Raw genomic sequence first — 24,791 nt, 5'->3', positions numbered from 1 at the left:
CCACCGGCGCGCCCTCCCCGGCACGCCCGCCCGGCGCCGGACGGCCCGGCCCCCCGGGACCCGGGAGGGACTCCGGACCCCGGGCCCCGTCGCAGGCCGGCCCACCGGCCCGGCCACGACGGGCGGAAGGGCCGCGGTGGACCGCAGGGCCGGGACGGCACGCGGGCAACGGGCAGCGGTGACGTGGAGGGGTGGTCGACATGAACGGGTCCCTTCGACGAGGATGACGTCCGCCTACACCCCTCCACAGAGCACGCCGCACACCGCCCGTCCCACCGGGCATTCCAGGTTTTCCGGATTTTCGGGCACCCCACGGCGGCGGGCGCACCGCACCGCACAACCGGCATACTGCAAGGCGTGACTCACGCGTACCTCTCCTCCCCCGTACCCGTGGCCCTCGCCCACCGGGGCGGATGGCTCACCGACGACCAGGGCGTGCGCAGCACCGAGCTGGAGAACACGGCGGCGGCCTTCCAACACGCCGTCGACCTCGGATACACGTACCTGGAGACGGACGTCCACGCCACCGCCGACGGCGTCCTCATGGCCTTCCACGACCCGACACTGGACCGCGCCACCGACAGGACCGGCGCCATCGGCGACCTGCCCTTCGGCGAGGTCGCCCGCGCACGCGTGGGCGGACGCGAACCCGTACCGCTCATGGAGGACCTCCTCGGCTCCTGGCCCGACGCGCGGTTCAACATCGACCTCAAGGCCGACGCCGCCGTCCTCCCCCTCATCCGGGTCCTGCGCCGCACCCGCGCCTGGGACCGGGTGTGCGTGGGCTCCTTCGACCAGAGGCGCCTGGACCTGGCCCGGCGCCTCTTCGACCACCCCGTCGCCACCTCCTGCGGACCCGCCGACGTGGTCCGCCTGCGCATCGCCTCCCTCTCCCCCCTGCTGCGCCCCCTGGCCGGCCGCACCCCCGTGTGCGCCCAGATCCCCCTCTGGCAGGGCGGTTTCCCCGTGCTCAGCCGCGACCTCATCCACACCGCCCACCGCCTGGGCATGCAGGTGCACGTGTGGACCGTCAACGACCCCCGGGTGATGGAACGCCTGCTCGACGCGGGCGTGGACGGCATCGTCACCGACAACACCACCGCGCTGCGGCGGATCCTCCTCCGCCGGGGCCAGTGGACGGACCGCCCCACCGGCCCCGGCACAACCCTCCAGAACGGATGACCCCCATGGGCGACCCCACGGAGGCGGCGGCGGACAACGCCCCCTCCAGCGACCCGGTCCAGCGCAGGCGCGAACAGCGCGGCTGGTACCTCTACGACTGGGCCAACTCGGTGTTCATCACCTCGGTGGTCACCGTCCTCATCGGCCCCTACCTGAGCAACCTGGCCTGCGTGTCGGCCGGCGCCCCCGACGCCGCGTCCTGCCTGGACCCGTCGCTGACCGTCGCCCCGCTCGGGACCGAGCTCCTCACCCTCCACCCCAACGCGCTCTACCCCGCGCTGACCACGGTCGCGATCCTGCTCCAGATCGTCTGCCTGCCCGTCCTGGGGGCGATGGTCGACCAGTCCCGCCACAAGAAGCGGTGGCTGTTCTGGCTGGCCCTCACCGGGTCGCTGTCCACCCTCGGGCTGTACTTCGCCGACGACGGCTACATGCTGGCCTCGCTCCTGTTCGTGCTGGCGAACCTGCTGTACGGCCTCTCGATCGTGGTGTACAACGCGTTCCTGCCCGAGATCTCCACCTCCGACGAGCGCGACCGGGTGTCGGTGACCGGCTGGGGCATCGGCTACCTGGGGGGCGCGCTCCTGCTGGCCGCCCACCTGGGCCTCGTGGTCGGCGCGGACTCCCTGGGGATCGGCGCAGACGACGCGGCGCGCATCGCGTTCGCCTCCTGCGGCATCTGGTGGGCGGGCTTCACCGTCCTGGCGGTCAAACCGCTGCGCGACAGGTTCGGCGCGATGGCGGCGCGCGGACGCGGCCGCCCACGGGTGGGACGGTCGGTGCGCGAGTTCGGGCACACGCTCAAGGACATGCGCAGGTACCCGAACACCATCCTGTTCCTGTTGGCCTTCATCTTCTTCAACGACGGCGTGCAGGCGGCGATCCGCTACGCGGCGCCGTTCGCGACACAGGACCTCGGGCTGCAGCAGGACATCCTCATCGTCACGATCCTGGTCATCCAGTTCGTGGCGTTCGGCGGCGCGTTCCTGACCGGGTGGATCTCCCGTTTCCTGGGGACGAAGAACACCGTGCTGGCCTCGCTGGTGGCCTGGGGCGCCCTCGTGGCGGCCGCGTACTTCCTGCCGGTGGGGAACGTGCCCCTGTTCATCGCCATGGGTGTGGGCATCGGCCTGGTGCTGGGCGGGACGCAGTCCCTGGCGAGGTCGATGTACTCCCAGCTCATCCCGAAGGGCAAGGAGGCGGAGTACTTCAGCCTCTTCCAGATCTCGGACCGGGGGTCCACGTTCCTGGGGTCGCTGACCGTGACGATCGCGGTGTCCCTGACGGGCGGCTACCGGGTGGCGATCCTGTCGCTCATCGCGTTCTTCCTCCTCGGAGGGGTGCTGCTGTGGCGGACGCGCATGCGCGAGGGGATCGTCGCGGTGGGCAACGAGGTCCCGAAGAACCTGTGATCCCCGACGACGGACCCCGGCTGCCCGCCGGGGTCCGTCTGCGTCGTACAGAACAGCCACCTTTACGACGTAGATTCATGCTGTCGCTCCGACCCCGGCGCGGGGCGTCAGGGGGAGAGGGCCATGAGGGCGGTGGAGCCGTCCACGGCGACCAGGGTGACGGTGAAGCCGTTCATGACGAAGGTGGGGGGCCGGCCGCCGTCCGGCGGCGGGAGGTGCCCCGAGAGCTCGATCCCGGGGCCGAAACCGCTCATGCCCAACCCCTCCCCGTCGACCGCGTCGACCACGAACCGGTCCACCCCGTGGGTTCCGTCCATCGCGAACTCGTCGCCCGCCTCCACCAGGACCTCGCACTCGGCGTCGGCGCAGGCCTCCAGATCGGTGCCGTCGGCCGCCTCCGGCAGGTCCGGGCCCGCGGGCCCGGCGGAGGGCTCGGCGGAGGGCTCGGCGGCGTCCGCCGAGGGGGTCGCGCCGGCCCCGGCGGGACCCTGGCCGAACGGCCCGGCGGAGCAGCCGGCGAGCAGGGCCGCCGCGGCCAACGCGGCGGTGAGGGCGGGGAGGGGGTGCGGAAGGGGGCTGGTCATGGTGCCTCGTCCGTGGTCCGGTCGTGCGGGGAGGTGGAGGACCGGGCGACACAGGCCCCGTCACCGAGGGTCCCGGCCCGGTCACGGGTCACCCTACTCCCCGGCCCCGCGCCCGCGGGGGTCCTCGCCGGAAACGCCGGGCCACGCTTGGGCGACGGCGCACGGACCCCTGGAGCCGCGATTCCCGTGTGACCCTGGCCACAACCGGACAGCGCCATCGTGCCGGAAGCGGGTAGACCACGTGGATGAGCGACCTCGCATTCTTCAAGTCCAGCCACTCCCTCGAACGGGGGGAATGTGTGGAGGTGGCCTTCCGCACGACCCCGCGGCACCCCGGGGACGGTGCCCGCGCGACGGCCGCGGGCCCTCCCGTCGGCGCCGCCCTCCGCGACTCCGGGCACCCCGGCCGGGGGCGCCTGGACGTCCCGCGCCGGGAGTGGGCGGTCTTCCTCGGCGCGGCGAGGCTGTGACCGTGGGGAGCACAGCCGTGTACCTGGTGGTCCTCGCCATGCTCGTCGCACTGGTCGTGTCCCTGGCGAGCCCCTCCCCGCGGTCGGGGGAGGACGCGGCGGGACCGCACGGATCCGGCGACGGCGGCGGGGCGGGCGACGGAGGCGGCTGACGCGCCGGGGCCCCGAGGGAGCGTCCGCGCCCGTGCCGACCCCGGCCCGCTCCGCGTCCCCCGTGCCCGGGCTGTCGGCGGTCACGGGGATACTGGGCCCACGGGCAACGGGGGAACGCGGGAGGTGCTGTGCGGGTCGTGCACGGCGTGTGGGTCGGGGACGCGCTGGCGGTCTGGGCGGAGGCGGACGCCCCGTCCCGGGAGGGCCGCGGGGGAACGGGGGCCGGGTCACCGCGCCCGCACCCGTTCGCTGCGGGAACCGCCGAGCTGCGCACCCTTCCCGGCACCGGGTCGGCCTCACCGCTGCTCCTCGGGCTCACCCTCCCCGGCGACACCTCCGCCCCCTCCCCCTCCACGGCGGCCGACGGGGAGCCCGCGGCCTTCCACCCCTGGCGGGTGCCCGCGCTCCGCCTGCCGCCCGCCGGGGCCGAGGCCTTCCTGGCCGCCGCTCCCCCGGTACCGGCCGGCCCCTCCCTCCGCCACCTGGCGGCCGTCCGGGAGTTCGCCGAGCAGCTCGTCACCACGGGCTGCGTCCTTCCCGACCTGGTCGGGAACCCGCCCCGGGCGCGGTGGCGCCCCGCGCCCGTGGACTGGGCGGAGGAGCACCTGGCCGCCCTCACGGCCGCCCTCCCGCCCTCCGCCCGCGCCCACATGCCCGGCGAGTCACCGGACCGCGCCGCCCGCTCCTGCGTGCTCGCCCCCCTCGAACTCCTCACGGACGCCGTCGCCCGGCGGCTGGCCGCCCGGCCCCGCCGCGCCACCGGGCCGGACGACGGCACGGCCACCCCCGGGCAGCGCCTCGCCGCCGCCCTCACCGGAACGCGGGACGCCGTGGACGCCGGGACCGCCGACCGCCTGCGCGGCCCCCTCCGGGACTGGCGCTCCCGGCTGCGCGGCGCGGGACGCGCCACCCTCCTCCTCGTCCTGCGCGAACCCGGGCGGGGCGGCCCCTGGACGGTCGAGTTCTGGGTCCGCTCGGTCTCCGACCCCGGGTTGCGCCTGCCCCTGGAGCAGGTCTGGCTGGGCGAGGGCGCCGCCTGGCTCCCCGCCGACGTGGGCGCCACCGCCCTCGCCGACCTCGACCGCGCCGCCCGCCACTACCCCCGGCTGCGGCGCGCGCTGCGCGACCTGGCCCCCGCCCGCCTGATGCTCACCACCGAGGACGCGCAGGAGTTCGTGTCCTCGGCCGCGCCCCGCCTGACGGCCGCGGGGTTCGCGGTGGTGCTGCCCGAGTGGAGCGGCCACCGGGGGATCGGCCTGCGCGTGAAGGTGGAGGAGACCGGGCCCGCGCGGCGCCGCGGCGGGGGCGGGGTGGGCCCCTCCGACCTGGTCTCCGTGTCCTTCGAGGCGCTTCTGCGCGGAACAGGGGCGGACGGGGGCGACGCCGAGCCCCTGACCGGGGAGGAGCTGGCCGAGCTCGCGGAGCTGGCCCGTCTCAAGCGCTCCCTGGTGCGCGTGCGGGGCCGGTGGATGGAGATGGACCCCGAGCGGGTCTCCGCCGCCCTGGACCTGGTCACCCGGCGCGGCGGCCACCGCATGCGCACCGACGAGGCGCTGCGCACGGCCCTCGGCGTGGCGGGAACCGCGCCCCTCCCCGTGGGCGACGTGGTCGCGGACGGACCCCTGGGCGCCCTGCTGGACGGCGGGGCCGAGGCGGAACCCCGCCCCATGGGCACCCCGGCCGGCTTCCGGGCCTCGCTGCGCCCCTACCAGGACCGGGGCGCGGCCTGGCTTCGCTTCCTGGGCGAGCTCGGCCTGGGCGCGGTCCTGGCCGACGACATGGGCCTGGGCAAGACCGTGCAGCTGCTGGCCCTGCTCGCCGACGAACGCCTCCGCGACCCCGCGCCCGGCCCCACCCTGCTGGTGTGCCCGGTGTCGCTGGTGGGCAACTGGAGGCGGGAGGCGGAGAGGTTCGCGCCCGACCTGCGGGTGCACGTCCACCACGGCCCCGACCGGCCGTCCGGCAACGCGCTCGCCCGCCTGGTGGGCGGCTGCGACCTGGTGGTGACCACCTACGGCGTGGTCACCCGGGACGCGCAGGAGCTCTCCGGCATGCCCTGGCACCGGATCGTGTGCGACGAGGCCCAGGCGCTCAAGAACCACGGGACCCGCCAGGCCGCGGCGGTGCGCTCGCTGCCCGCGGCCACGCGTGTGGCGCTCACCGGCACGCCGGTGGAGAACAACCTCGGCGAGCTGTGGTCGGTCATGGACTTCGCCAACCCCGGCCTGCTGGGGTCGGCCGCCGCGTTCGAGCGGGCCGTCACCGGCGAGGACGGGCCCGACACAGGCCTGGTGCGCCGGATGACCGGGCCGTTCGTGCTGCGCCGCCTCAAGACCGACCGGTCGATCATCGCCGACCTGCCCGAGAAGATGGAGATGCGCACCTGGTGCACGCTCACCCCGGAGCAGGCCTCGCTGTACAAGGCCGTGGTCGACGAGATGGCCGAGCGGATGGCGGAGGCCACGGAGAAGGAGCGCAGGGGCCTGGTCCTGGCGACCATGTCGCGGCTCAAGCAGATCTGCAACCACCCGGCCCAGTTCCTCGGGGACGGTTCGGCCCTGGCGGGCCGCTCCGGCAAGCTCGACCGCCTGGAGTCGATCCTGGGCGAGGCGGCGGCCGAGGGCGACAAGGCGCTCTGCTTCACCCAGTACGCGCGGTTCGGCGACCGGTTGGAGCCCTACCTGCGCTCGCGCCTGGGGGTGCCGGTCCTGTGGCTGCACGGCGGCACACCGCGCGCCGAGCGGGAGGAGATGACCCGGCGCTTCCAGTCCATGGAGGGGCCCGCGGTGTTCCTGCTCTCGCTCAAGGCGGCCGGGACGGGGCTGAACCTCACGGCGGCCAACCACGTGGTGCACCTGGACCGCTGGTGGAACCCGGCCGTCGAGAACCAGGCCACCGACCGGGCGTTCCGCATCGGGCAGCGCCGGGACGTGCAGGTGCGCAAGATGGTGTGCGTGGGAACGGTCGAGGAGCGGGTGGACGAGATGATCGAGCGCAAGAGCGCGCTCGCGGACAGCGCGGTCGCGACCGGTGAGCAGTGGCTGGCGTCCCTGTCGGTGGAGGACCTGCGCGAGGTGGTCCGGCTGTCCCCGGAGGCGGTGGCCGGATGAGCGCCTGGTCGGAGCTGTTGTCGGAGTCGCTGGGGGTGCCGGCCGGGGCCGCCTCGGCGGTGGAGCGGTTGTCGGTGCGTCCCGGGGAGGTCGCGGGGCGGGTGCGCGCCGGGGGCGGCCGCGGGAGCGTGCACGAGGTGAGCCTGATCCGCCCGGTGCCGCCCGAGCCGGAGCGGGAGCGCGTGTGCGCCGCACTGGCCTCCCAGCCGGTGTTCCGGGCCAGGATCCTGGCGGAGGAGCTGCCCGTGGCGGCGGACCGCGTGTTCGCCCTGCTGGGGTGGGACCTGGTCCCCCGGAGCTGGGACGCGCTGGTGGCGACGTGCTCGTGCGAGGCGTGGGAGTCCAGGTGCGCCCACCTGGACGCGGTCGCGGCGGCCCTGGGCGCGGAGGCCGACCGGGACCCGTTCGCGCTGACCCGGTGGCTGGGGCTCGACCGCCGCGCCCTGGTGGCCCGGGTCAGGACGCTCTCCCCCGCCGCCGCGCAGGGGCCTCCGGCGCCGGAGGAGGCCGTGTCCGGCGGCGGCGCGGATGCGCCGCAGGACGTCCGCGGCGGGGCCGGGCGGCCCTCGCGCCCCGCCCCGCCGGACGCCGCGGCGACCTCAGCCGCCGTGTTCTGGTCGGCGCCCGCGATCCCGGCCCCGCCGACCCCGCCGGGCGGCACGGGCGAGCGCGTCAGGGCCTCCGCCCCGGGGCTCGTGGCGGACGAGCTGCCCGGGTTGGGCCGTCCCGGGGCATGAGGCGCGGCGGGCCGGTGCGCTCTTTCCTCCTTTCTACGGAAAACGCCGGTGTGCTCGGACGAACGCCGCTACGATTCGCCTGAAGATCGCTGCACGGCCTCTCCGCCGCAGGGCGGCCCCTCGCGCCGAGGGGTCCGGGGCCGTGCGCAGAACGGCGATCGGCGCGCACGCGCGCGGGCAGAGCGAGGGAGGTGACCGATGGCGGCCCTGGTCCGCTCCGGGCCCACGTTCGGTCCCGGACCGCTCTCCCGGCTCCGGTCCCCGCTCGCCTCCGCATCCCGGGACTCCCGCGCGCCCTCCGCACCGCGGGACCGGACCACCGCCTCCGCACCCCGGAGCGGCCCCGTCCCGCACGACGGCCGGAGCGGCGACACCCCGGAATCCTTCCGGTGGCATCCCCTCGCCGCACCCGGTCCGGCGCACCCCTCCCGGAGCACCGGCGGCTCCCCACCCGGAGCCCCGCGCTCCACGACGGCGTCCCCGCCCCGGGGTCCCGCCACCGCTGTGTCGGTCCGCACCGGCGGGCCGACGGGTACGCGAACACGACGAAGAAGGAGGCAGGGGCTCCCTCGGCCCGGTCCGCGGACCGGGTACAGCCCCAGACATCTGATGGCCGATCGCTTCCCCCCCGACATCGACATGGAAACCCCCAGCATCGCGCGTATGTACGACTACCTGCTGGGCGGCAAGGACAACTTCGAGGCGGACCGGAAGGCCTGCGAAGTGCTCGCCGCGGGCACGCCCGAACTCGTCTCCTTCGCGAACGACAACCGCGCCTACCTCTCCAGGGCCGTCGAGTACGTGGCGGCCCAGGGCGTGGAGCAGTTCCTCGACCTGGGAGCGGGGCTCCCCACCGCCAACAACACCCACCACGCGGCGCAGCGCGCCAACCCCCGGGCCCGGGTGGTCTACGTCGACCACGACCCGATCGTGCTCGCGCACGGCCGGGCGCTGATCAACGACAGCGCGGAGACGGCCTTCCTGCTCGCGGACATCAGGGAGACGGACCGGGTCCTCGGCGCTCCCGAGACCCGGCGGCTGATCGACACCGACCTGCCGGTGTGCGTGATGCTGGTGTCCCTCCTGCACTGCCTGCCGGACCACGACGACCCGTTCGGCATGGTGCACAGGCTGACGGAGCGGCTGGCCCCGGGCTCCTGCGTCATCTTCTCCCACATCGTCTCCGACGACCCCGCCTCGGGCGCGTGGATGACCGACCAGATCCTCTCCTTCGGCACGCCGTGGGGACGCGTGCGCAGCCCGGAGGAGGCCTCGGCGGTCTTCCGGGGCCTCGAACTGGCCAGCCCGTGGACCGACGGGCGCGAGGACGGCGGGCCCCGGGCCGTGGACTGCGCCTCCTGGCGCCACCCCGACGTGCCCCCCCGGTTCCGTCCCGAGGACCCCGGTGTGAAGCTGTGGGAGCTGTCGGGGGTGGCGTTCAAGCGCTGACCCCGGCCGCTCCGTCCCGCGGCGCGGTCGGCGGGGACCGCGTCCGCGCCGCGGGAGGGCGCTCAGGAGTCCTCGGCCAGGACCTCCTGGGCGATGGCGAAGGCCCTGTTCGCGGCGGGCACGCCGCAGTAGACCGCCGCCTGGAGGAACACCTCGCCGATCTCGTCGGGGGTCAGCCCGTTGCGCAGCGCGGCGCGGACGTGCATGGCGACCTCCTCCCAGTGGCCGTGGGCGACGAGGGCTGTCAGCACCATGCAGCTGCGGGTGCGGCGGTCCAGCCCGGGGCGGGTCCAGACCTCGCCCCACGCGTAGCGGGTGATCAGGTCCTGGAACGGCTCGGTGAAACCGGTCGTGCGCGCGCCGGCCCGGTCGACGTGCGCGTCGCCCAGCACGCTCCGACGCACCCGCATACCGGCCGCGTGGCGGTCGGCGGACGCGAAGTGCTGGGTGAGGAGTGTGTTCACCTTGGCGGCCTGCTGCCAGGACAGCAGGTGCGCGGCGTCGTCCAGCACCGTCAGGCGGGCGTGCGGGACGCGCTCGGCGATGAGTTCGGCGTTGCCCGCGGGCGGGGTGGAGGGGTCGTCGGCGCCCGCGACGACCAGCGTCGGGGCGGTGATGCGGTGGAGCTCGTCGCGCAGGTCGTAGGTCTCGATCGCACCGCAGCAGCCCGCGTACCCCTCGGCGGGGGTGGCGGCGATCTGCTCGCGCAGCCCGGCGGCGTCGCGGGGGTGGGCGCCGAGGAAGCCGGGGGTGAACCAGCGCTCCACCACGGAGTCGGCCACGGCGCCGGTGCCCTCGGCGCGCACCAGGGCGGCCCGCTCGCGCCAGTTCCGGGCCGGTCCCATGTAGGGGGAGGTGGCGAGCAGGGCGAGGCGGTCGATCCGCTCGGGGCGGTGGACCGCCAGCCACTGCCCGACCATGCCGCCGATGGACAGTCCGGCGTAGTGGGCGCGGCCGATGCCCAGCCGGTCCATGAGGGCCACGACGTCCCCGCCCAGGTCCGCCATCGTGTACGGGCCCTCGGGGACCGGTGAGCGGCCGTGGCCGCGGTGGTCGAAGCGGATCACCCGGAAGACCGTGGACAGTGCCTCGACCTGCGGCTCCCACATGTCCACGGTGGCGCCGAGGGATCCCCCGAGCAGCAGCGGCGGCGCGTCGGCCGGTCCGCTCTCGACGTGGTGCAGGTCAACGCTCATGGGTGCGCCCTCCGTTGTTCTCACGATCCGTGTCCTCGGGCCCCGGCCGCGGGTCGTGGCCGGGGCCTCCGCGGGCCCGTGCGCCCGTGGTGTGCCGCCGGGGGCCGGCGCCGCGTGCGCCTCGGGCCCACCCGTCCCCGTACCCGCCCCGGGGGCCCGGGAGACACACGGGCCCCCTGGGACCCCGCCCCCGTCCGGCTCCGGACCGGACCCCGGGGCCGTGGCGGCTCCCCGGCCCGTCCGCCCCCCGGTGACCCGGTCGGTGAACACCGCCGCCGCCCCCAGGTAGCCGGAGGGGTCCAGGAGTTCGAGGACGCGCTCCCGGGTGCGGACCCCGTCGAGGCGCGCGGTGAGGACGTCGGCCAGGTCCCTGCCGGAGGCCGCCGACTCGCGGCAGGCGTCGGCGACGAGGTGGTGGGCCTCCGTCCGGCCGAGTTCGGGGGCCAGGTCGGTGGTGACCCGTTCGGAGAGCGCCAGACCCCCCGTGAGGCCGAGGTTGGCGCGCATCCGCCCGGGGACGACCCTCAGCCTGGAGACGCTGGTCCGCAGCCAGGCCACGGCCCCGCCGGTACGGCGGAACAGGTCGGTGAGGGGCAGCCATTCCGCGTGCCAGCCGCCCGCGGCGCGCTGGTGCTCCTGGATCTGGGCGGCGAGGAGGTTGGCGACGAGTCCGGGGGCCTGGCGGGCGCAGGCCAGGGCGCTGACGGCGGCGACGGGGTTGCGCTTGTGCGGGAGGGTGGAGGACCCTCCGACGCCGGGGCCCCCGTCCTCGACCAGTTCGCCCACCTCGGTCTGGGCGAGCAGGACGACGTCCTGGGCCGCGGTGCCCGCGGCGCCGCAGATCCGGCCCAGGGCCGAGGCGAGTTCGGCGATCCGTCCCCGTTCGGTGTGCCAGGGCAGGACGGGGTCGGCCAGGTCCAGGCGCGCGGCCAGGGCCGCGGTGACCCCGGGGCCGTCCTCGCCCAGGGAGGCCAGGGTGCCGACGGCGCCGCCGAGCTGGACGGCCAGGCGGCCGGTGAGCACGCGGTCGAGCTGGTCGGCGGCCTCGGCCAGACCGTTGGCCCATCCGGCGGCGACCGCCCCGAAGGTCGTGGGCAGGGCCTGCTGGAGCAGGGTGCGCCCGGCCATGGGCGTGTCGCGGTGCGCGGCGGCGAGGTCGCGCAGCTCGTCGGCGAGTCCGCGCAGGTCGGCCAGGAGCGCTCCGCCCGCGCGCCGGGCGACCAGCATGGCGGCGGTGTCCAGGACGTCCTGGCTGGTGGCGCCCCGGTGCACGTGGCGGGCCGCGTCGGGGTCCAGGGCGCGGACGCGGCCGGTGAGCTCCTCGACCAGGGGGATGACGGGGTTGCCGCCGCCCGCGGCGGCGCGTCCCAGTGCGGCCGGGTCGTAGCGGTCGGCGGCGCAGGCGGCGGCGATGCTCTCCGCCCGGTCCCGTGCGAGGCGCCCGGTGTCGGCGAGGGCGTGCGCGAGGGCCGCCTCCACGTCGAGGAGCGCCTGGAGCCAGGCGGTGTCGCCGGTGGCCCCGGCCACGGGACCGCGGTCGAGGACACCGTCGAACAGGCCGGTCATGGGGGTTCCTCGCTAGACGTCGAAGAAGACGGTCTCGCCGTCCCCCTGGATGCGGATGTCGAAACGGTAGCCGTCCGGCGCCGCCCCCGCGACGAGGGTGGCGCGCGCGTCGGGGTCGCCGATGCTGTTCAGCACCGGGTCGGCGGCGTTGGCGGCCTCCTCCTCGGGAAAGTACAGGCGGGTGACGACCCTGTGCAGCATGCCGCGCGCGAACAGGGACACGTCGATGTGGGGGGCCTGGTCCCCGTGGGGGCCGGGGACGGCCCCGGGCTTGAGGGTGAGGATGCCGTAGCCGCCGTCGGCGCCGGTGGGACAGCGCCCGAAGGCGCGGAAGCCGGGGTGGGACCGTGCCCCGCGCGGGTCGTCCGGGTGGTCGAACCGGCCCTGGGGGTCGGCCTGCCAGGTCTCCACGAGGGCGTCGGTGACGGGCTCTCCGGCCCCGTCGTAGACGGTGCCGCGGATCCACACCGCGCCCGGGGCGCCCTCGGCGACGGCGTAGGGGCCGTCGGGCCAGGGCAGGCCGATGTGGAGGTAGGGGCCGACCGTCTGGGCGGGGGTGGTGGGGTGGGTGCTCACTCGTCGTCCTCCAGGATCTCCTCGTCGGACTCGAACGGGGTCTGCTCGCGGCCGCGCAGCACGATGTCCCAGCGGTAGGCCAGGGCCCACTCCGGCCGGGTGGCGTCGTGGTCGTACCGGGCGAGCATGCGCTCGCGGGCCCGGGGGTCGGGTACGGAGTTCCACATCGGGTCCTGGAAGAACAGCGGGTCGTCGGGGAAGTACATCTGGGTGACGAGGCGCTGCGTGAAGGCCCGGCCGAAGAGGGAGAAGTGGATGTGGGCGGGCCGCCACGCGTTGCGGTGGTTGCGCCACGGGTAGGCGCCGGGCCGGACTGTGACGAACCGGTAGCGGCCCTCGGCGTCGGTCATGGCGCGGCCGACCCCGGTGAAGTGGGGGTCCAGGGGTGCGGGCCAGTTGTCGCCGGTGTGGCGGTAGCGGCCCGCGGCGTTGGCCTGCCAGACCTCCACCAGGGTGTGGGGCACGGCCGCTCCGCCGCTGTCGCGCACCTGTCCGTGCACGATGATGCGCTGTCCCTGGGGCTCCCCGTCGTGCCCGCGGGTCAGGTCGTGGTCGTGCTCGGCGACGCGGTCCTCGCCCAGGACGGGCGCGGTGATCTCGGTGAGCGTGTGCGGGAGCAGGGTGAGCGGGCGCCGGGGGTGGCGCAGCGCGGTGCTCCGGTACCCGGGGTGGTCCAGCGGGGGGTGGGTGTCGTGGTCCCGGACGTAGCCGGGGACGTACAGCCCGGACGGCGCGGACGCCGGGTCGGGTGCGGTGGGCATGGGGGGTCGTCCCTTCGTTCGTGCGGCTCCGGCTCCCTGCGGTCCGCGGTGGGCGGGGCGGCCCCGGCGGGCGGGGGCGCCCCCCGGGACCTGTGGCGGGGTGGCCTACCCGGCGTGCAGGACGACGGCGAGGCCCTGGCCGACGCCGATGCACAGCGCCGCCAGCCCCCATCCCCCGCCGCGCCTGCGCAGCTCGTGGGCGAGTGAGCCGAGGATACGGGCGCCGGAGGCGCCCAGCGGGTGCCCGATGGCGATGGCGCCGCCGTTGGGGTTGACGATGTCGGGGTCCAGGCCCCGCCAGCTGCGGACGCAGGCCAGGGCCTGGGCGGCGAAGGCCTCGTTGAGCTCGACGGCGGCCAGGTCCCCCCAGCCGATCCCCGCGCGTTCGAGGGCGGTCTCGGCCGCGCGGACCGGGCCGATGCCGAACACGTCGGGGTCGACCCCGGCGGCGCCGCGCCCGGCGATGCGGGCGAGGGGCTCCAGGCCGGCGGCGTCGGCGGCGGCGCGGTCGCCGAGCAGCAGGGCGGCGGCTCCGTCGTTGAGGGGGGAGGCGTTCCCGGCGGTGATGGTGCCCTCGGCGCGGAAGGCGGGCCGGAGTCCGGCGAGCTTGTCGGGGGAGCCCTCGCGGATGCACTCGTCCCGGTCCAGGTGCGCGTCCCCGACCTGGACGATCTCACCGTCGAAGACCCCGTCCGCCCAGGCGCGGGCCGCCTTGGCGTGGCTGGCGAGGGCGAAGGCGTCCTGGTCCGCCCTGGTGACGCCGTGCTGCTCGGCCAGCCCCTCGGTGGCCTCCCCGAGGGAGACGGTCCACCTCCCGGGCATGCGCGGGTTGACCATGCGCCAGCCCAGGGTGGTGGAGTGCAGGGTGGCGTCGCCGGCGGGGTGGCCCTCGGCGGGCTTGGGCAGGACCCAGGGGGCGCGGCTCATGGACTCCACTCCCCCGGCCACGACGAGGGAGGCGTCCCCGGTCTGGATGGCGCGGGAGGCCTGGACGGCGGCCTCCATGCCGGAACCGCAGAGGCGGTTGACGGTGACCCCGGGGACGGAGGTGGGCAGTCCGGCCAGGAGGGACGCCATGCGGGCGACGTTGCGGTTCTCCTCGCCGGCGCCGTTGGCGTTGCCGAGGACGACCTCGTCGACGTCGGCGGGGTCGAGGCCGGGCGCGCGTCGCACGAGCGAGCCGACGACGTGGGCGGCCAGGTCGTCGGGGCGTACGCCGGAGAGCGCGCCGCCGTACCTGCCGAAGGGTGTGCGGACGGCGTCGAGCACGTAGACGTCGGTCACCGCGGGCCTCCTGGGGGTGGTGCGGCCGGGTCGGGCCCGGCCGCGGGCGAGATGGAACCTAACACTGTTAGGTAACTGTAGGGCGGCGCCTCCGCCGCCCCCTCAGGCGGCCCCCGTCAGGGAGCGCAGCACCGAGAGCTCTGCGTCGGTGGGCTCGGGGGTGACCTCCAGCCCCTCGGCCACCGCGAGGTCCCATCCGGTCGCCGCCCGGACCTCGTCCGCCCCCACGCCCGGGTGCACGCCGGTCAGGACGAGCTCGCGCGTGCGGGGGTCGGGTTCGAGGACGCCGAGGTCGGTGATCACCCGCACCGGGCCGGCGCCGCGCAGGCCGAGCCGCTCGCGGTCGCCGGGACCGGAGCCGTGGCCGACCGAGGTGACGAAGTCGACCCGCTCCACGAAGGCCCGCCGGCTGTGCCGCATGACCACGACCACCTCGCGGCAGGACGCGGCGATCTCGGGCGCCCCGCCCGCCCCCGGCAGGCGCACCCGCGGGTCGGCGTAGTCGCCGATGACGGTCGTGTTGATGTTGGCGTACCGGTCGAGCTGGGCGGCGCCGAGGAAGCCGACGTCGATCCTCCCGGCCTGGAGCCAGTAGTTGAAGACCTCCGGGACCGGGACCACCGTGTCGGCGGCGTCGGCGAGGATCCCGTCGCCGATGGACAGCGGCAGGCGGTCGGGGACCGTGCCCAGGGTCCCGGACTCGTAGATCATCCACAGGCCGGGGGCGTGGGTGCGGCGGGCCAGGTTGGCGGCGGTGCTGGGCAGGCCGATCCCGACGAAGCACGACATGCCGTCGCGCAGCGAGCGGGACGCGGTGACGGTCATGATCTCGTCGGAGGTCCAGGCCACGGTGGTCACAGGCCCCTCCCGGCGGGCTCGGGGGCGGCCGGGCCGGCGGGGGGCGGCGCGGTCGCGGTGAGTTCGGCGAGCCAGGCGGTGAAGGCCTCGCGGTCGCGGCCGATCGCGTCCCAGGCGCGGTAGGCCTCGTTGTCGCGCTCGTAGTAGCCGTGGGCGTAGGAGGGCGCGGCTCCGCCCGCGGCGACGCTGACCCGGTCGAGGACCCGCGCGGGCAGGACGACCTGGCCCGGGACGGGGTCGAGGGCGTCGACGACCTCCTCCACGGTGACCAGGACCCGTTCGGCCGCCAGTGCGGCCTCCTTCTGGACGCCGGTGATGCCCCACAGCTGCACGTTGCCGTCGCGGTCGGCGCGCTGGGCGTGCACGACCGTGACGTCGGGGTTGATCGCGGGGACGGCGGCGAGCTCCTGCCCGCTGAAGGGGCAGGTGATGGTCCTGATGTTGGGGTTGTTCCCGATCAGGTCGGTGCCGGCGTAGCCGCGCAGGATGGCGAAGGGCAGACCGGAGGCCCCCGCGACGTAGCGGTTGGCCATGCCGGCGTGGCTGTGCTCCTCGATCTCCAGCGGGACGGGCCAGCCGTGGGTGACGGCGTCGCGGAAGCGGTGCAGCGAGCCCACGCCGGGGTTTCCGCCCCAGGAGAAGACGAGCTTGCGCGCGCATCCGGCGCCGATGAGCTGGTCGTAGACGATGTCCGGGGTCATGCGGACCAGGGTCAGGTCGCGCAGGCCCTGGCGGATGATCTCGTGCCCCGCCGCCACGGGGATGAGATGGGTGAACCCCTCCAGGGCGACGGTGTCGCCGTCGTGGACGAGTTCGCGTACCGCCTCGTCCAGGGGCACGATCATGGAGAACCTCCCGTTCGTATAGCGAATGGATGTTCTCACAGCGAACACCTTGGGTACGAAGGTAGCGCCGATCCCCGACAGGGTCAAGACGCCGACACGGACGGCCACACCTGTTCGGTATGAGAACATTTCCGGGGACGCCCGTCCCCAGGCCCACACCCGAACCAGGAAGACCACATGCCCGACGAAGAAGAACCGGCCCGCGGCGCCCACTTCGTGCAGTCCCTGGAACGCGGCCTGACGGTCGTCCGCGCCTTCTCCGCGGAGCGGCCGTCGATGACCCTCAGCGAGGTCGCGCGGGAGACCGACCTGACCCGCGCCGCCGCCCGCCGCTTCCTGCTGACCCTGGCCGACCTGGGGTACGTGCGCACCGACGGGCGCCTGTTCTCCCTCACCCCCCGCGTGCTCGACCTCGGCTACGCCTACGTGGCCTCGGCCGGCCTGCCGGACGTGTCCCAGCCCCACCTGGAGGACCTCTCGGCCCGGGTGCACGAGTCCGCCTCCGTGTCGGTGCTGGAGGGCGACGACGTGCTGTACGTGGCGCGCGTGGCGACCTCCCGGATCATGGCGGTCGCCATCACCGTGGGCACGCGGTTCCCAGCTTCGGCCACCTCGATGGGGCGGGTGCTGCTGGCCGGGCGCGACGAGCGCGACCTGGAGGCCTACCTGGGCCGCGTGGAGCTCCGGCCCCTGACCCGGTTCACCATCACCGACCCGGACGAGCTGCGCGCCGAGCTGCGGCGGGTGCGCGAGCAGGGGTACTCGATCGTGGACCAGGAGCTCGAGGAGGGGCTGCGCTCACTGGCCGCCCCCGTCCGCGACGCGGAGGGGCGGGTGATCGCGGCCGCGAACGTGTCGGCGCACGCCAACCGCTCCTCGATCGAGGACGTGCGCCGCGACCTGCTGCCCGCCCTGCTGGAGACGGCCTCGCGCATCGAGTCCGACCTCGCCTCCGTGTCGCGCCGCGGCTCCGGCCGCTGAGGCCGTGCCGCGCGGCCTTCCCCTGAGCGGAGGCGGGCGGCGCGGCACGGGAGGCGGGCGGCGCGGCGGGATGACGCCCGACCGGCGGGGTTCCGGCCGTGCCCGGAGCGGCCGCACCGCGCCCCCGCCGCCCTACAGCGCGCCTTCGCGGTCGTCGGCGCGGGCCCGGTGGCGGCGCACGGCGTCCCTGTTGCCGCAGGCGGGCGAGCAGTACCGCTGGCGCCCGTTGCGGGAGAAGTCGGCGTAGACGCGCGCGCAGCCACGGGCCGCGCACCGGCCGAGGCGGTCCATGCCCCGGCCGGTCAGGTGCAGGGCGGTGCCGACCGAGACCAGCGCCGCCACCTGGCGGTGGGCGGGCAGCACGTCGGGCCGGTAGTGCAGGTGCCATCCGGTGCCGGCGTGGTCGGTCAGGCGCGGGGCGGAGGAGTACTCCGCGAGCAGGGCGTTCAGACGCGCGGCGCGGGTCGGGCGGTCGGAGCTGTCGACCACCCCCTCCCACAGGCCCAGGAACTCCCGGACGGCCTCGACGTCGTCCTCGCCGACCGCCCGCGCGAGGACGAACCCCACCTCGGCGCAGCGCCGCTCCAGATCCTCCGCGCCCGTCGGCGGGCGGTTGACCAGGTCCACCGCAAGCGACAGCGGACCCTGGCCGTAAGGGTTGAGATGCATAATGCCATTACATCAGACTGGGGGCCATGGGTACACGGCACGAACACCTCTGGTCCACCGAGTCCGACCACCCCACCAGCGAGGGCGTCGTCAGCTATCAGCGCTGCGTCTGCGGTGAACGGCGGGTGACGCTGCTCCCGGCCGTCCGCATCGTCCAGGCGCGGGCGGTCCCCTCCGGGGGCCGGTCCGACCGCTGACGGCTCCTCCGGGCCCCGGCGACCCGAGCGGGACCGGGGCCGCGGGGGGCCGGGGCCGCGGGGATCCCCTGTCCGGGGCGCCGACCTCGCCCCCCGTGTTCCGCCGCCGCACCGGCTGCGGGGAGCGCAGCCCGGTCGGGGACGGCCGCTTCGTGTGCGGCCCCCTCCGGAGTCATGGGTCTCCCCCCGGCACCGTGGCGCCTTGCGGCGCTCCCCTCCGGCTGAGATCCTGCCCGCGACACCGCCGGGAGCGCGCGTCCGGGCACACCGCGACCGCGCCACGGCAGAGGCCTTCGGGCCAGGACGCGACCGCGGCCCCAGCGCCGCCCGGAAGGGACACCGTGACCGACGTGCACGCCACACCAGACATCGCAGAGCGGTCGGGAACCTTCGCCCTCGGCGGAGACCTCCCCGTCCACCGGCTGGGCTTCGGTGCGATGCGGATCGTCGGCGAGGGGGTGTGGGGGCCGCCCCGCGACCGCGACGAGGCGCTGGCCGTCCTGCGGCGCGCGGTCGAACTCGGCATCACCTTCATCGACACGGCCGACTCCTACGGCCCCCAGATCAGCGAGCAGCTGATCCGGGACGCCCTGCGCCCCTACCCCGACGACCTGGTCATCGGCACCAAGGCGGGGTTCGCGCGCACCGGTCCCGGCCGGTGGCACGTGCTGGGGCGGCCCGAGTACCTCAAGCAGCAGGTGGAGCTGAGCCTGCGCAGCCTGGGCCTGGAGCGGATCGACCTGCTCCAGCTCCACCGGATCGACCCCGGGGTGCCGCTCGCCGACCAGCTCGGTGCGCTGGTCGAACTGCGCGAGGAGGGCAAGATCCGGCACATCGGCCTGAGCGAGGTGACGGTCGACGAACTGTCGGCCGCCCGCGCGATCACCCCGGTGGCGTCGGTGCAGAACCAGTACGCGCCGTCCTTCCGACAGTCGGAGGACGTCCTGGAGCAGTGCGAGAAGGACGGGACCGCGTTCCTGCCGTGGGCCCCGGTGGGGCGCGGTGAGCTGGCCGGCCCGGAGTCGCCCCTGGCGGCGGTCGCCGCCGAGCACGGTGTCACACCGGTCCAGCTGTCCCTGGCGTGGCTGCTGCACCGCTCGCCGGTGATGCTGCCGATCCCGGGCACGTCGCGGGTGGCGCACCTGGAGGAGAACACGGCGGCCGCGGCGGTGCGCCTGTCGGAGGAGGAGACCGAGCGGATCGACCAGCTCCTGGGCGCCTGAGCCCGCTCGCCGGACGGCGTGGGAGGCCGCGCGCGTGCGGCCCGCCGGCAGACCCGGCCGGCCGCACGCGACCCCCTCCGTCAGCCGGGACGCAGGCGGAAGACCTGGAGGCGCATGTCGTAGTACTTCTCGGTCTCGCCCACCCACTCCATGCCCAGGCGGCGGGCGACGGCGATGGCCCGTTCGTTGCGCGGACGCGCGACGGCGAACACCTCCTCGATCCCCTGCTCGAACGCCCAGGCGATGACGGCCCGGCTCGCCTCCGTGGCGTAGCCGCGGCCCCACACGTCCGGGCGCAGCGCCCAGCTCAGCTCGAAGTCCTCCTCGAAGGGCGGGAGCAGCTTGAGCGACAGCCCACCCACCAGCTGCCCGTCCTGTCGCCGGACGATCGCCCAGCGGCCCGCGGGCGGGATGAGGTTGGGTCCGGCCTCGATCCAGGCGTGCAGGACCGAGCGCATCGCGTCGGTCTCGTTCACCGGATGCCACTCCGGCGTCAGCCAGTGCGCGACCTCGTCGGCCCCGTAGATCTTCAGGGCGTCCTCGGCGTCGCCCAGCTCCCACTCCCGGATGAGGAGTCGGTCGGTTGGCAGCTCAAGGCTCATACCACAACCGTAACCCGGGACCAACGACCACGACAGGGGGGCGGGGGAAGAGTCTGCATCCCCTGCGCCAGCGCGCCTGCGGGGCGACCCGCCGACCCCTCGGGGTGGTACCGGGACCCGATCGTCACGACCCCTTTACACGGAGTTCACCGTTGCCTATCGTGGTGCGCCACGACTGGGAGCGCTCCCAACTACCCCTGTCCCCCGCTCGCACGAGGAGTAGTCACGATGATTCGCAGATCAGCGGCCCTGGGGGCCGTCGGCGCCCTGGCCCTCGGCACACTGCTGTCCGGCGGCGCCGCGCCGGTCGGGGCCGCGTCGGCGCCCGGCGCCGATGCGGCGCGGACCGCCGCCCAGGACGCGCCCTTCTACGTCAACCCCGACACCGGTGCGGCGAACTGGGTCGCCGACAACCCGGGCGACCCCCGCGCCTCCGTCATCGGCGAGCGCATCGCCGGGGTGGCCCAGGCGACCTGGTTCACCCGCTACAACCCCGACACCGTCGAGTCCGAGGTGGCCGCCCTGACCGGCGCCGCCCAGGACGCCGGCGCCGTCCCGATCATCGTGGTCTACAACGTCCCCGGACGCGACTGCGGCAACCACAGCGGGGGCGGCGCGCCCGACCACGCCTCGTACAGGGCCTGGATCGACGCGTTCGCCGCCGGGCTCGACGACCGCCCCGCGACGATCGTCGTGGAGCCCGACGCCCTCTCCCTCATGGGCTCCTGCGAGGGCCAGCCGCCGGCGGAGGTCATGGACTCGCTGGCGTACGCGGGGCGGACCCTCAAGGAGGGCTCCTCCGAGGCCCGTGTGTACATCGACTCCGGCCACTCCGCGTGGCACTCCCCCGCGGAGGTCGCCGAACTGCTGCACGGCGTGGACGTCGCCGAGAGCGCGGACGGCATCGCCGTCAACACCTCCAACTACCGCACCACCGCGGACGAGGTCGCGTACGCCGAGGCGATCATCGGCGCCACCGGCCTGGACGGGCTCGGGGCGGTCGTGGACACCAGCCGCAACGGCAACGGCCCGGCGCCCGGCGACGAGTGGTGCGACCCGGCCGGACGCGCCCTGGGAACGCCCAGCACGACCGACACCGGCAACCCGCTCATCGACGCCTTCCTGTGGGTGAAGCTCCCCGGCGAGGCCGACGGCTGCGCCGGACCCGCCGGTTCCTTCATCCCCGAGCTCGCCTACGAGATGGCAGTGAACGCCGGGGGCTGACCGGCCCGGGACCCGGACCCGCGGCCCGCAGGGGCGCGGAACGGGTCGCCCCCTCCGGTCTCCGTTGCGATACTGGCGCTCCGGACCCCGCCCGTGTGGCGGGGTCCGGTCGCGTGCGCCCGCCGGCCGGCGGGCGCCCCAGCACACGAGCGCACCGGAGCAGCCCCATGAAGTTCGCCGGAGACCCCCACCACGACGGGTCCCCCGACCACGTCCGCGTCGAGGACGGGCAGGCGGTCCTGCGCGTGCGTGTCCCCGGGGGCGCGGACGCGGTGTACGTCCGCGTCGTGGAGGACGGCGAGGGCGTCCTCGTCCGGGCCGAGGAGGCCGGGACGGTCGGCGGCACCGCCTGGTTCGAGGCGTCGGTCGCCCTGCGCCCGGTGGTGACCGGGTACCGGTTCGCCGTCGTCCGGGGAGCCCGGTACACGTGGCTCAACCAGGAGGGGGCCCACGGCCACGAGGTCACCGACGCGGGGGACTTCCGGCTGCTCGCCGGGCCGCCGCCCCCCGCGTGGGTTCCCGGCACGAGCGTCTACCAGGTCTTCCCGGACCGGTTCGCCCGGGACGACGACTCCACCGACCCCCCTGCCGAGCACCCGGACTGGGCGCTGCCGCGCTCCTGGGACGACGAGCCCGAGGGCCTCGGCCGGACGGCGTCCCTGGAGTACTTCGGCGGGACCCTCGACGGGGTGCGCCGCCGCCTGGACCACCTGGCGCGGCTGGGTGTGGAGGTCGTCTACCTCACCCCCGTGTTCCCCGCGCGGTCCACGCACCGCTACAACGCCTCCACGTTCTCCGAGGTGGATCCGCTGCTGGGGGGCGACCGGGCGCTGCGCGAGCTGGTGCGGGCCGCCCACGAGCGCGGCATGCGGGTGATGGGCGACCTGACCACGAACCACACCGGGGACGCCCACGAGTGGTTCCGGACGGCCCGGGCCGACCCGGACTCGGTCGAGGCGGGGTTCTACTACTTCACCGAGCACCCCGACGACTACGTGGGCTGGCTCGGGGTGCGCACGCTGCCGAAACTGGACTACGCCTCGGCGGAGCTGCGCCGCAGGGTCTACGGCGCCGACGACTCGGTCCTGGTGCGGTGGCTGACCGGGGAGGACCCGGTGGACGGCTGGCGGATCGACGTGGCCAACATGACCGGGCGCCACGGCGCCCAGGACCTGAACCGGGAGGTGTCCGGGGAGATCGCCGCGCGGATGCGCGAGGTGGACGCCGCACGCGGCGGCGACGGGTCGTGGCTGCTGGCCGAGCACTTCCACGACGCCGGGCCGGACACCCACCACGACGGGTGGCACGGGGTCATGAACTACGCGGGGTTCACCCGCCCGGTGTGGAGCTGGCTGAACACCGCGCCGGAGGAGGTGAAGTACCTGACCACCCGGGCGCCGCTGCCCCGGACCGGCGCCGAGGACGCGGTACGGGCGATGCGCGCGGCGAACGCGGGGCTGCCGTGGCGGGTGCTGACGCACAGCGTCAACGCGCTGAGCACGCACGACTCCGCGCGGTTCCGGACGGTGGTGGGCGGCGACCCGGTGCGGCACGAGGTCGGGGTGGCGGCCCAGGTGACGCTGCCCGGCGCCCCGTTCCTCTTCGCCGGCGACGAGATCGGCCTGGAGGGGCGCGACGGGGAGAACGCCCGCAGGCCCATGCCCTGGCACCGGCCCGGCGCGTGGGACCGGGGCATCCTGGACGCGTACACCCGGCTGCTGGCGCTGCGGCGGGAGCTGCCCGCCCTGAGGACCGGCGGCCTGCGCTGGCTGGACGCGGGGCCGCACCACATGACGTTCGTCAGGACGCTCGCCGGGCAGGTGGTGCTGGTGCACCTGGCCGACGGCCCGCACACGCCGGTGGCGGCGGCGCCCGCCGACCTGGACGCCGCCCGGCCGGAGGCCGCCGCCTCGGGCGGGGGCGTCCGGCTGGGGACGGACGGGGCCGGAGGGGTGGTGCTCGGCGCCGACGGGCCCGGCTACGTCATCGCCGTCGGGGGCTGAGGCGGGGCGGCGGGGCCGGGGACTACACGCCCGCGGCGAGGGCCGCGCGGACGTCCCTGGTGATCCGCCCGGTCACGTCGTCGATGCTCCCGACGAAGTAGAAGTGCCCGCCGGGCAGGGAGTGCCGTTCGACCGGGCCGTCGACGTGGTCGGACCAGGCGTCGAGCCGGCGGGGCGGCATGCCGGGGTCGTCCTCGCCGCCGAAGACCGACAGGGGCACGCGCAGCCTCTCCGCGCCGGGCTCCGGCCGCCAGGTGTCGACCAGTTCGAGGTCGGCGCGGACGAGGGGCTCCACGAGCCGCCACAGGTCGGGGTCGGCCAGGACCGCGGCGGGGGTCCCGCCCATGGCGGCGATGCCGTCGCGCAGGCGGTCGGAGGGCAGGAGGTGCCGGGGACGGTCGCGTTCGGGGCCGGGTGCGGGACTCCACGCCGACACCCCCAGCCAGGAGGGCCCGCGGTCCCCGACGGCCAGCCGCGACGCCATCTCGTAGGCGACGAGGCCGCCCATGCTGTGCCCGAAGAGCCCGAAGGGGCGGTCCAGCTCGTGGCCCACGCGCCTGTTGAGGTACTCCGCCAGTTCCCCGGCGTCCCGGAAGGGCTCCGCGTCGGCGCTGTGTGCGCGTCCGGGCGCCTCCACCAGGCACACGTCCCAGTCGTCGGGGAAGCGGCGCACCCAGGGGCGGTAGCCGAGGGGCGATCCGCCGGCGTGGTGGAGGAGGAAGAGCCGGAACCGGCTGTCGGGGACCGGTCTGAGCCTGGACAGGACGCCCTCGTGCACTGCTCTCCCCCTGCTTCCTCTCCCGGCCGGCTCGCGGTCGTCGCGACAGGGAGAACCTACCAGTCGGTAATACCCATCGGTAACAAAGGGCGAGCACACGGCGGCCCGGCGGCCGACCGCTCCCGGGCGGCCCACGACGGACCACCCGGTCCGCGTCCGCCCAGGTCAGACCCCTTCGGGGCGGCGCGTCCCCCGGCCCGGCGACAGCGGTACGCCGCGGCCCGCCGGTCGGGGACGGGCCGCGCCCCGTGACCGAACGCACCGGACCGGACCGCCGGCCACGACAGGCGGGGCGGCGGAGGGACGCGCTCCGGGCGGGCCGGGCGGCGCGAGGGGGCCGCGGGACGGCAGGGAAAGCGGTGGCGCGGGAGAGCCGCGGGACGCGGCTGCCCCTTCCGCCGGGCATGGCACGGAGCGGCGGGAAGACCCCCGGGCGGGAGAAGCGCTCCGGGCGCCGGGGGAACCCCGGGGACCGGGAGCGGGCGGCGCGGGGCGGGCGCCGAACGGCGTCGCACCGCCCCGGAGGGACGGACGGAGGCGGGGAGGCCGGCACCGTTCCGGCGGGGCCCGACCGGGGGCCGGGGGCTCCGGGGGCACGCCCCGGGAGGAGGCCGGAGGGGTGTCAGGCCCGCTCGGGGTCGCCTTCGCGGGGTTCGTGGCCGGGGCCGCGGTCGACCCTGGGGTGGCGGCTCACGGCGCCGAGCAGCATCTGGCGCCAGGCGGGCATCCCGGGGTCGTCGGGCGCGGGGAGCGCCGGGGCGGACGCGGCGGGGCCCTGCGCCGCCTCGGCCTCGGCGACGCGTGCGCGCAACCGGTCCCTGACCTGTTCGGGCGTGTAGGCGCGGCGCTGCCGCTCGGCGCGCGCGATCACCGCGCCGGTCGCCGCGACGCCCACGAAAGCGGCCACTCCAAGGACTTTCCACCATCGCAT

23 protein-coding genes and 1 pseudogene are annotated in these 24,791 nt (G+C 75.6%); 12 read left to right on the top strand and 12 right to left on the bottom strand.

Features of this window, described 5'->3' with window-relative positions; genetic code table 11:
• Window positions 1-357: 357 nt before the first annotated feature.
• Window positions 358-1,182, top strand: a complete 825-nt coding sequence (locus tag ABZ234_RS22925; protein ID WP_267949898.1) for a glycerophosphodiester phosphodiesterase — start codon at window positions 358-360, stop codon at window positions 1,180-1,182.
• A gap of 5 nt (window positions 1,183-1,187) precedes the next feature.
• Window positions 1,188-2,594, top strand: a complete 1,407-nt coding sequence (locus ABZ234_RS22920) for an MFS transporter (RefSeq protein WP_267949897.1) — start codon at window positions 1,188-1,190, stop codon at window positions 2,592-2,594.
• Between the two features lie 107 nt (window positions 2,595-2,701).
• Here ABZ234_RS22920 and ABZ234_RS22915 read toward each other — a convergent pair whose 3' ends face one another.
• On the bottom strand, window positions 2,702-3,178 hold the full coding sequence (locus ABZ234_RS22915; protein ID WP_355013389.1) for a hypothetical protein: 477 nt from the start codon (window positions 3,176-3,178) through the stop codon (window positions 2,702-2,704).
• A gap of 245 nt (window positions 3,179-3,423) precedes the next feature.
• Here ABZ234_RS22915 and ABZ234_RS22910 point away from each other — a divergent pair, with 245 nt between their 5' ends.
• From ABZ234_RS22910 to ABZ234_RS22890, 5 genes are all read left to right on the top strand, one after another.
• Window positions 3,424-3,648: a DUF397 domain-containing protein gene (locus ABZ234_RS22910; protein ID WP_355013388.1), complete on the top strand. Its 225-nt coding sequence runs from the start codon at window positions 3,424-3,426 to the stop codon at window positions 3,646-3,648.
• A 2-nt stretch (window positions 3,649-3,650) separates the two neighbouring features.
• Window positions 3,651-3,800: a hypothetical protein gene (locus ABZ234_RS22905; RefSeq protein WP_355013387.1), complete on the top strand. Its 150-nt coding sequence runs from the start codon at window positions 3,651-3,653 to the stop codon at window positions 3,798-3,800.
• Window positions 3,801-3,929: 129 nt separating this feature from the next.
• Entirely contained in the window at window positions 3,930-6,911 is a 2,982-nt protein-coding gene (locus ABZ234_RS22900; RefSeq protein ID WP_355013386.1) for a DEAD/DEAH box helicase, read from the top strand.
• Entirely contained in the window at window positions 6,908-7,648 is a 741-nt protein-coding gene (locus ABZ234_RS22895; protein WP_355013385.1) for a hypothetical protein, read from the top strand. Before ABZ234_RS22900 ends, ABZ234_RS22895 begins: the two co-directional genes overlap by 4 nt.
• Before the next feature lie 609 nt (window positions 7,649-8,257).
• Window positions 8,258-9,097 (top strand): SAM-dependent methyltransferase, encoded by an 840-nt coding sequence (locus tag ABZ234_RS22890; protein ID WP_344181377.1) that lies wholly within the window; start codon window positions 8,258-8,260, stop codon window positions 9,095-9,097.
• A gap of 62 nt (window positions 9,098-9,159) precedes the next feature.
• On the opposite strand, the gene pcaD is transcribed toward ABZ234_RS22890, so the two are convergent.
• From pcaD to ABZ234_RS22855, 7 genes and pseudogenes are all read right to left on the bottom strand, one after another.
• Window positions 9,160-10,293 (bottom strand): 3-oxoadipate enol-lactonase, encoded by a 1,134-nt coding sequence (gene pcaD, locus ABZ234_RS22885; protein ID WP_355013394.1) that lies wholly within the window; start codon window positions 10,291-10,293, stop codon window positions 9,160-9,162.
• A 234-nt stretch (window positions 10,294-10,527) separates the two neighbouring features.
• Window positions 10,528-11,859 (bottom strand): annotated as a pseudogene (gene pcaB, locus ABZ234_RS22880) (3-carboxy-cis,cis-muconate cycloisomerase); the annotation flags it as partial.
• Window positions 11,860-11,871: 12 nt separating this feature from the next.
• Window positions 11,872-12,435: a protocatechuate 3,4-dioxygenase subunit alpha gene (gene pcaG, locus ABZ234_RS22875; protein ID WP_355013384.1), complete on the bottom strand. Its 564-nt coding sequence runs from the start codon at window positions 12,433-12,435 to the stop codon at window positions 11,872-11,874.
• A complete protein-coding gene (gene pcaH / locus ABZ234_RS22870; protein WP_355013383.1) occupies window positions 12,432-13,196 on the bottom strand; it encodes a protocatechuate 3,4-dioxygenase subunit beta in 765 nt (254 codons plus the stop codon). Before pcaH ends, pcaG begins: the two co-directional genes overlap by 4 nt.
• A gap of 105 nt (window positions 13,197-13,301) precedes the next feature.
• Window positions 13,302-14,480 (bottom strand): thiolase family protein, encoded by a 1,179-nt coding sequence (locus ABZ234_RS22865; RefSeq protein WP_355013382.1) that lies wholly within the window; start codon window positions 14,478-14,480, stop codon window positions 13,302-13,304.
• Window positions 14,481-14,582: 102 nt separating this feature from the next.
• The gene (locus tag ABZ234_RS22860; protein ID WP_355013381.1) at window positions 14,583-15,338 is read right to left on the bottom strand and encodes a CoA-transferase subunit beta; all 756 of its coding nucleotides are present in this window, start codon (window positions 15,336-15,338) and stop codon (window positions 14,583-14,585) included.
• Window positions 15,335-16,183: a CoA-transferase gene (locus ABZ234_RS22855; RefSeq protein ID WP_344181367.1), complete on the bottom strand. Its 849-nt coding sequence runs from the start codon at window positions 16,181-16,183 to the stop codon at window positions 15,335-15,337. The genes ABZ234_RS22860 and ABZ234_RS22855 overlap by 4 nt, the downstream gene beginning before the upstream one ends.
• 177 nt (window positions 16,184-16,360) lie before the next feature.
• Here ABZ234_RS22855 and ABZ234_RS22850 point away from each other — a divergent pair, with 177 nt between their 5' ends.
• Window positions 16,361-17,164, top strand: a complete 804-nt coding sequence (locus ABZ234_RS22850; RefSeq protein WP_267949883.1) for an IclR family transcriptional regulator C-terminal domain-containing protein — start codon at window positions 16,361-16,363, stop codon at window positions 17,162-17,164.
• A 132-nt stretch (window positions 17,165-17,296) separates the two neighbouring features.
• On the opposite strand, the gene ABZ234_RS22845 is transcribed toward ABZ234_RS22850, so the two are convergent.
• Window positions 17,297-17,833 (bottom strand): CGNR zinc finger domain-containing protein, encoded by a 537-nt coding sequence (locus ABZ234_RS22845; protein WP_267949882.1) that lies wholly within the window; start codon window positions 17,831-17,833, stop codon window positions 17,297-17,299.
• Window positions 17,834-17,859: 26 nt separating this feature from the next.
• On the opposite strand from ABZ234_RS22845, the gene ABZ234_RS22840 reads away from it, so the two are divergent.
• Window positions 17,860-18,030 (top strand): hypothetical protein, encoded by a 171-nt coding sequence (locus ABZ234_RS22840; RefSeq protein WP_267949881.1) that lies wholly within the window; start codon window positions 17,860-17,862, stop codon window positions 18,028-18,030.
• Window positions 18,031-18,371: 341 nt separating this feature from the next.
• The gene (locus tag ABZ234_RS22835; RefSeq protein WP_344181366.1) at window positions 18,372-19,253 is read left to right on the top strand and encodes an aldo/keto reductase; all 882 of its coding nucleotides are present in this window, start codon (window positions 18,372-18,374) and stop codon (window positions 19,251-19,253) included.
• An 80-nt stretch (window positions 19,254-19,333) separates the two neighbouring features.
• Here ABZ234_RS22835 and ABZ234_RS22830 read toward each other — a convergent pair whose 3' ends face one another.
• Complete coding sequence (locus tag ABZ234_RS22830; RefSeq protein WP_267949879.1) at window positions 19,334-19,855, bottom strand: GNAT family N-acetyltransferase; 522 nt, start codon at window positions 19,853-19,855, stop codon at window positions 19,334-19,336.
• A gap of 228 nt (window positions 19,856-20,083) precedes the next feature.
• Between ABZ234_RS22830 and ABZ234_RS22825 the strand changes: the two genes are divergently transcribed.
• Together ABZ234_RS22825 and ABZ234_RS22820 are read left to right on the top strand one after the other, a co-directional pair.
• Window positions 20,084-21,079, top strand: a complete 996-nt coding sequence (locus ABZ234_RS22825; protein WP_355013380.1) for a glycoside hydrolase family 6 protein — start codon at window positions 20,084-20,086, stop codon at window positions 21,077-21,079.
• Window positions 21,080-21,246: 167 nt separating this feature from the next.
• Window positions 21,247-23,082, top strand: a complete 1,836-nt coding sequence (locus ABZ234_RS22820) for a glycoside hydrolase family 13 protein (RefSeq protein ID WP_355013379.1) — start codon at window positions 21,247-21,249, stop codon at window positions 23,080-23,082.
• Window positions 23,083-23,104: 22 nt separating this feature from the next.
• Here ABZ234_RS22820 and ABZ234_RS22815 read toward each other — a convergent pair whose 3' ends face one another.
• On the bottom strand, window positions 23,105-23,860 hold the full coding sequence (locus tag ABZ234_RS22815; RefSeq protein ID WP_355013378.1) for a thioesterase domain-containing protein: 756 nt from the start codon (window positions 23,858-23,860) through the stop codon (window positions 23,105-23,107).
• 622 nt (window positions 23,861-24,482) lie between these two features.
• On the bottom strand, window positions 24,483-24,767 hold the full coding sequence (locus ABZ234_RS22810; protein ID WP_355013393.1) for a hypothetical protein: 285 nt from the start codon (window positions 24,765-24,767) through the stop codon (window positions 24,483-24,485).
• Between the last annotated feature and the right edge of the window lie 24 nt (window positions 24,768-24,791).

Origin of the sequence: Nocardiopsis sp. NPDC006198 (assembly GCF_040613895.1) — a bacterium.
Classification (GTDB): domain Bacteria; phylum Actinomycetota; class Actinomycetes; order Streptosporangiales; family Streptosporangiaceae; genus Nocardiopsis; species Nocardiopsis tropica.
Note: the sequence above shows the minus strand (reverse complement) of the source record. Positions and strands in the feature narration are given on the sequence as shown.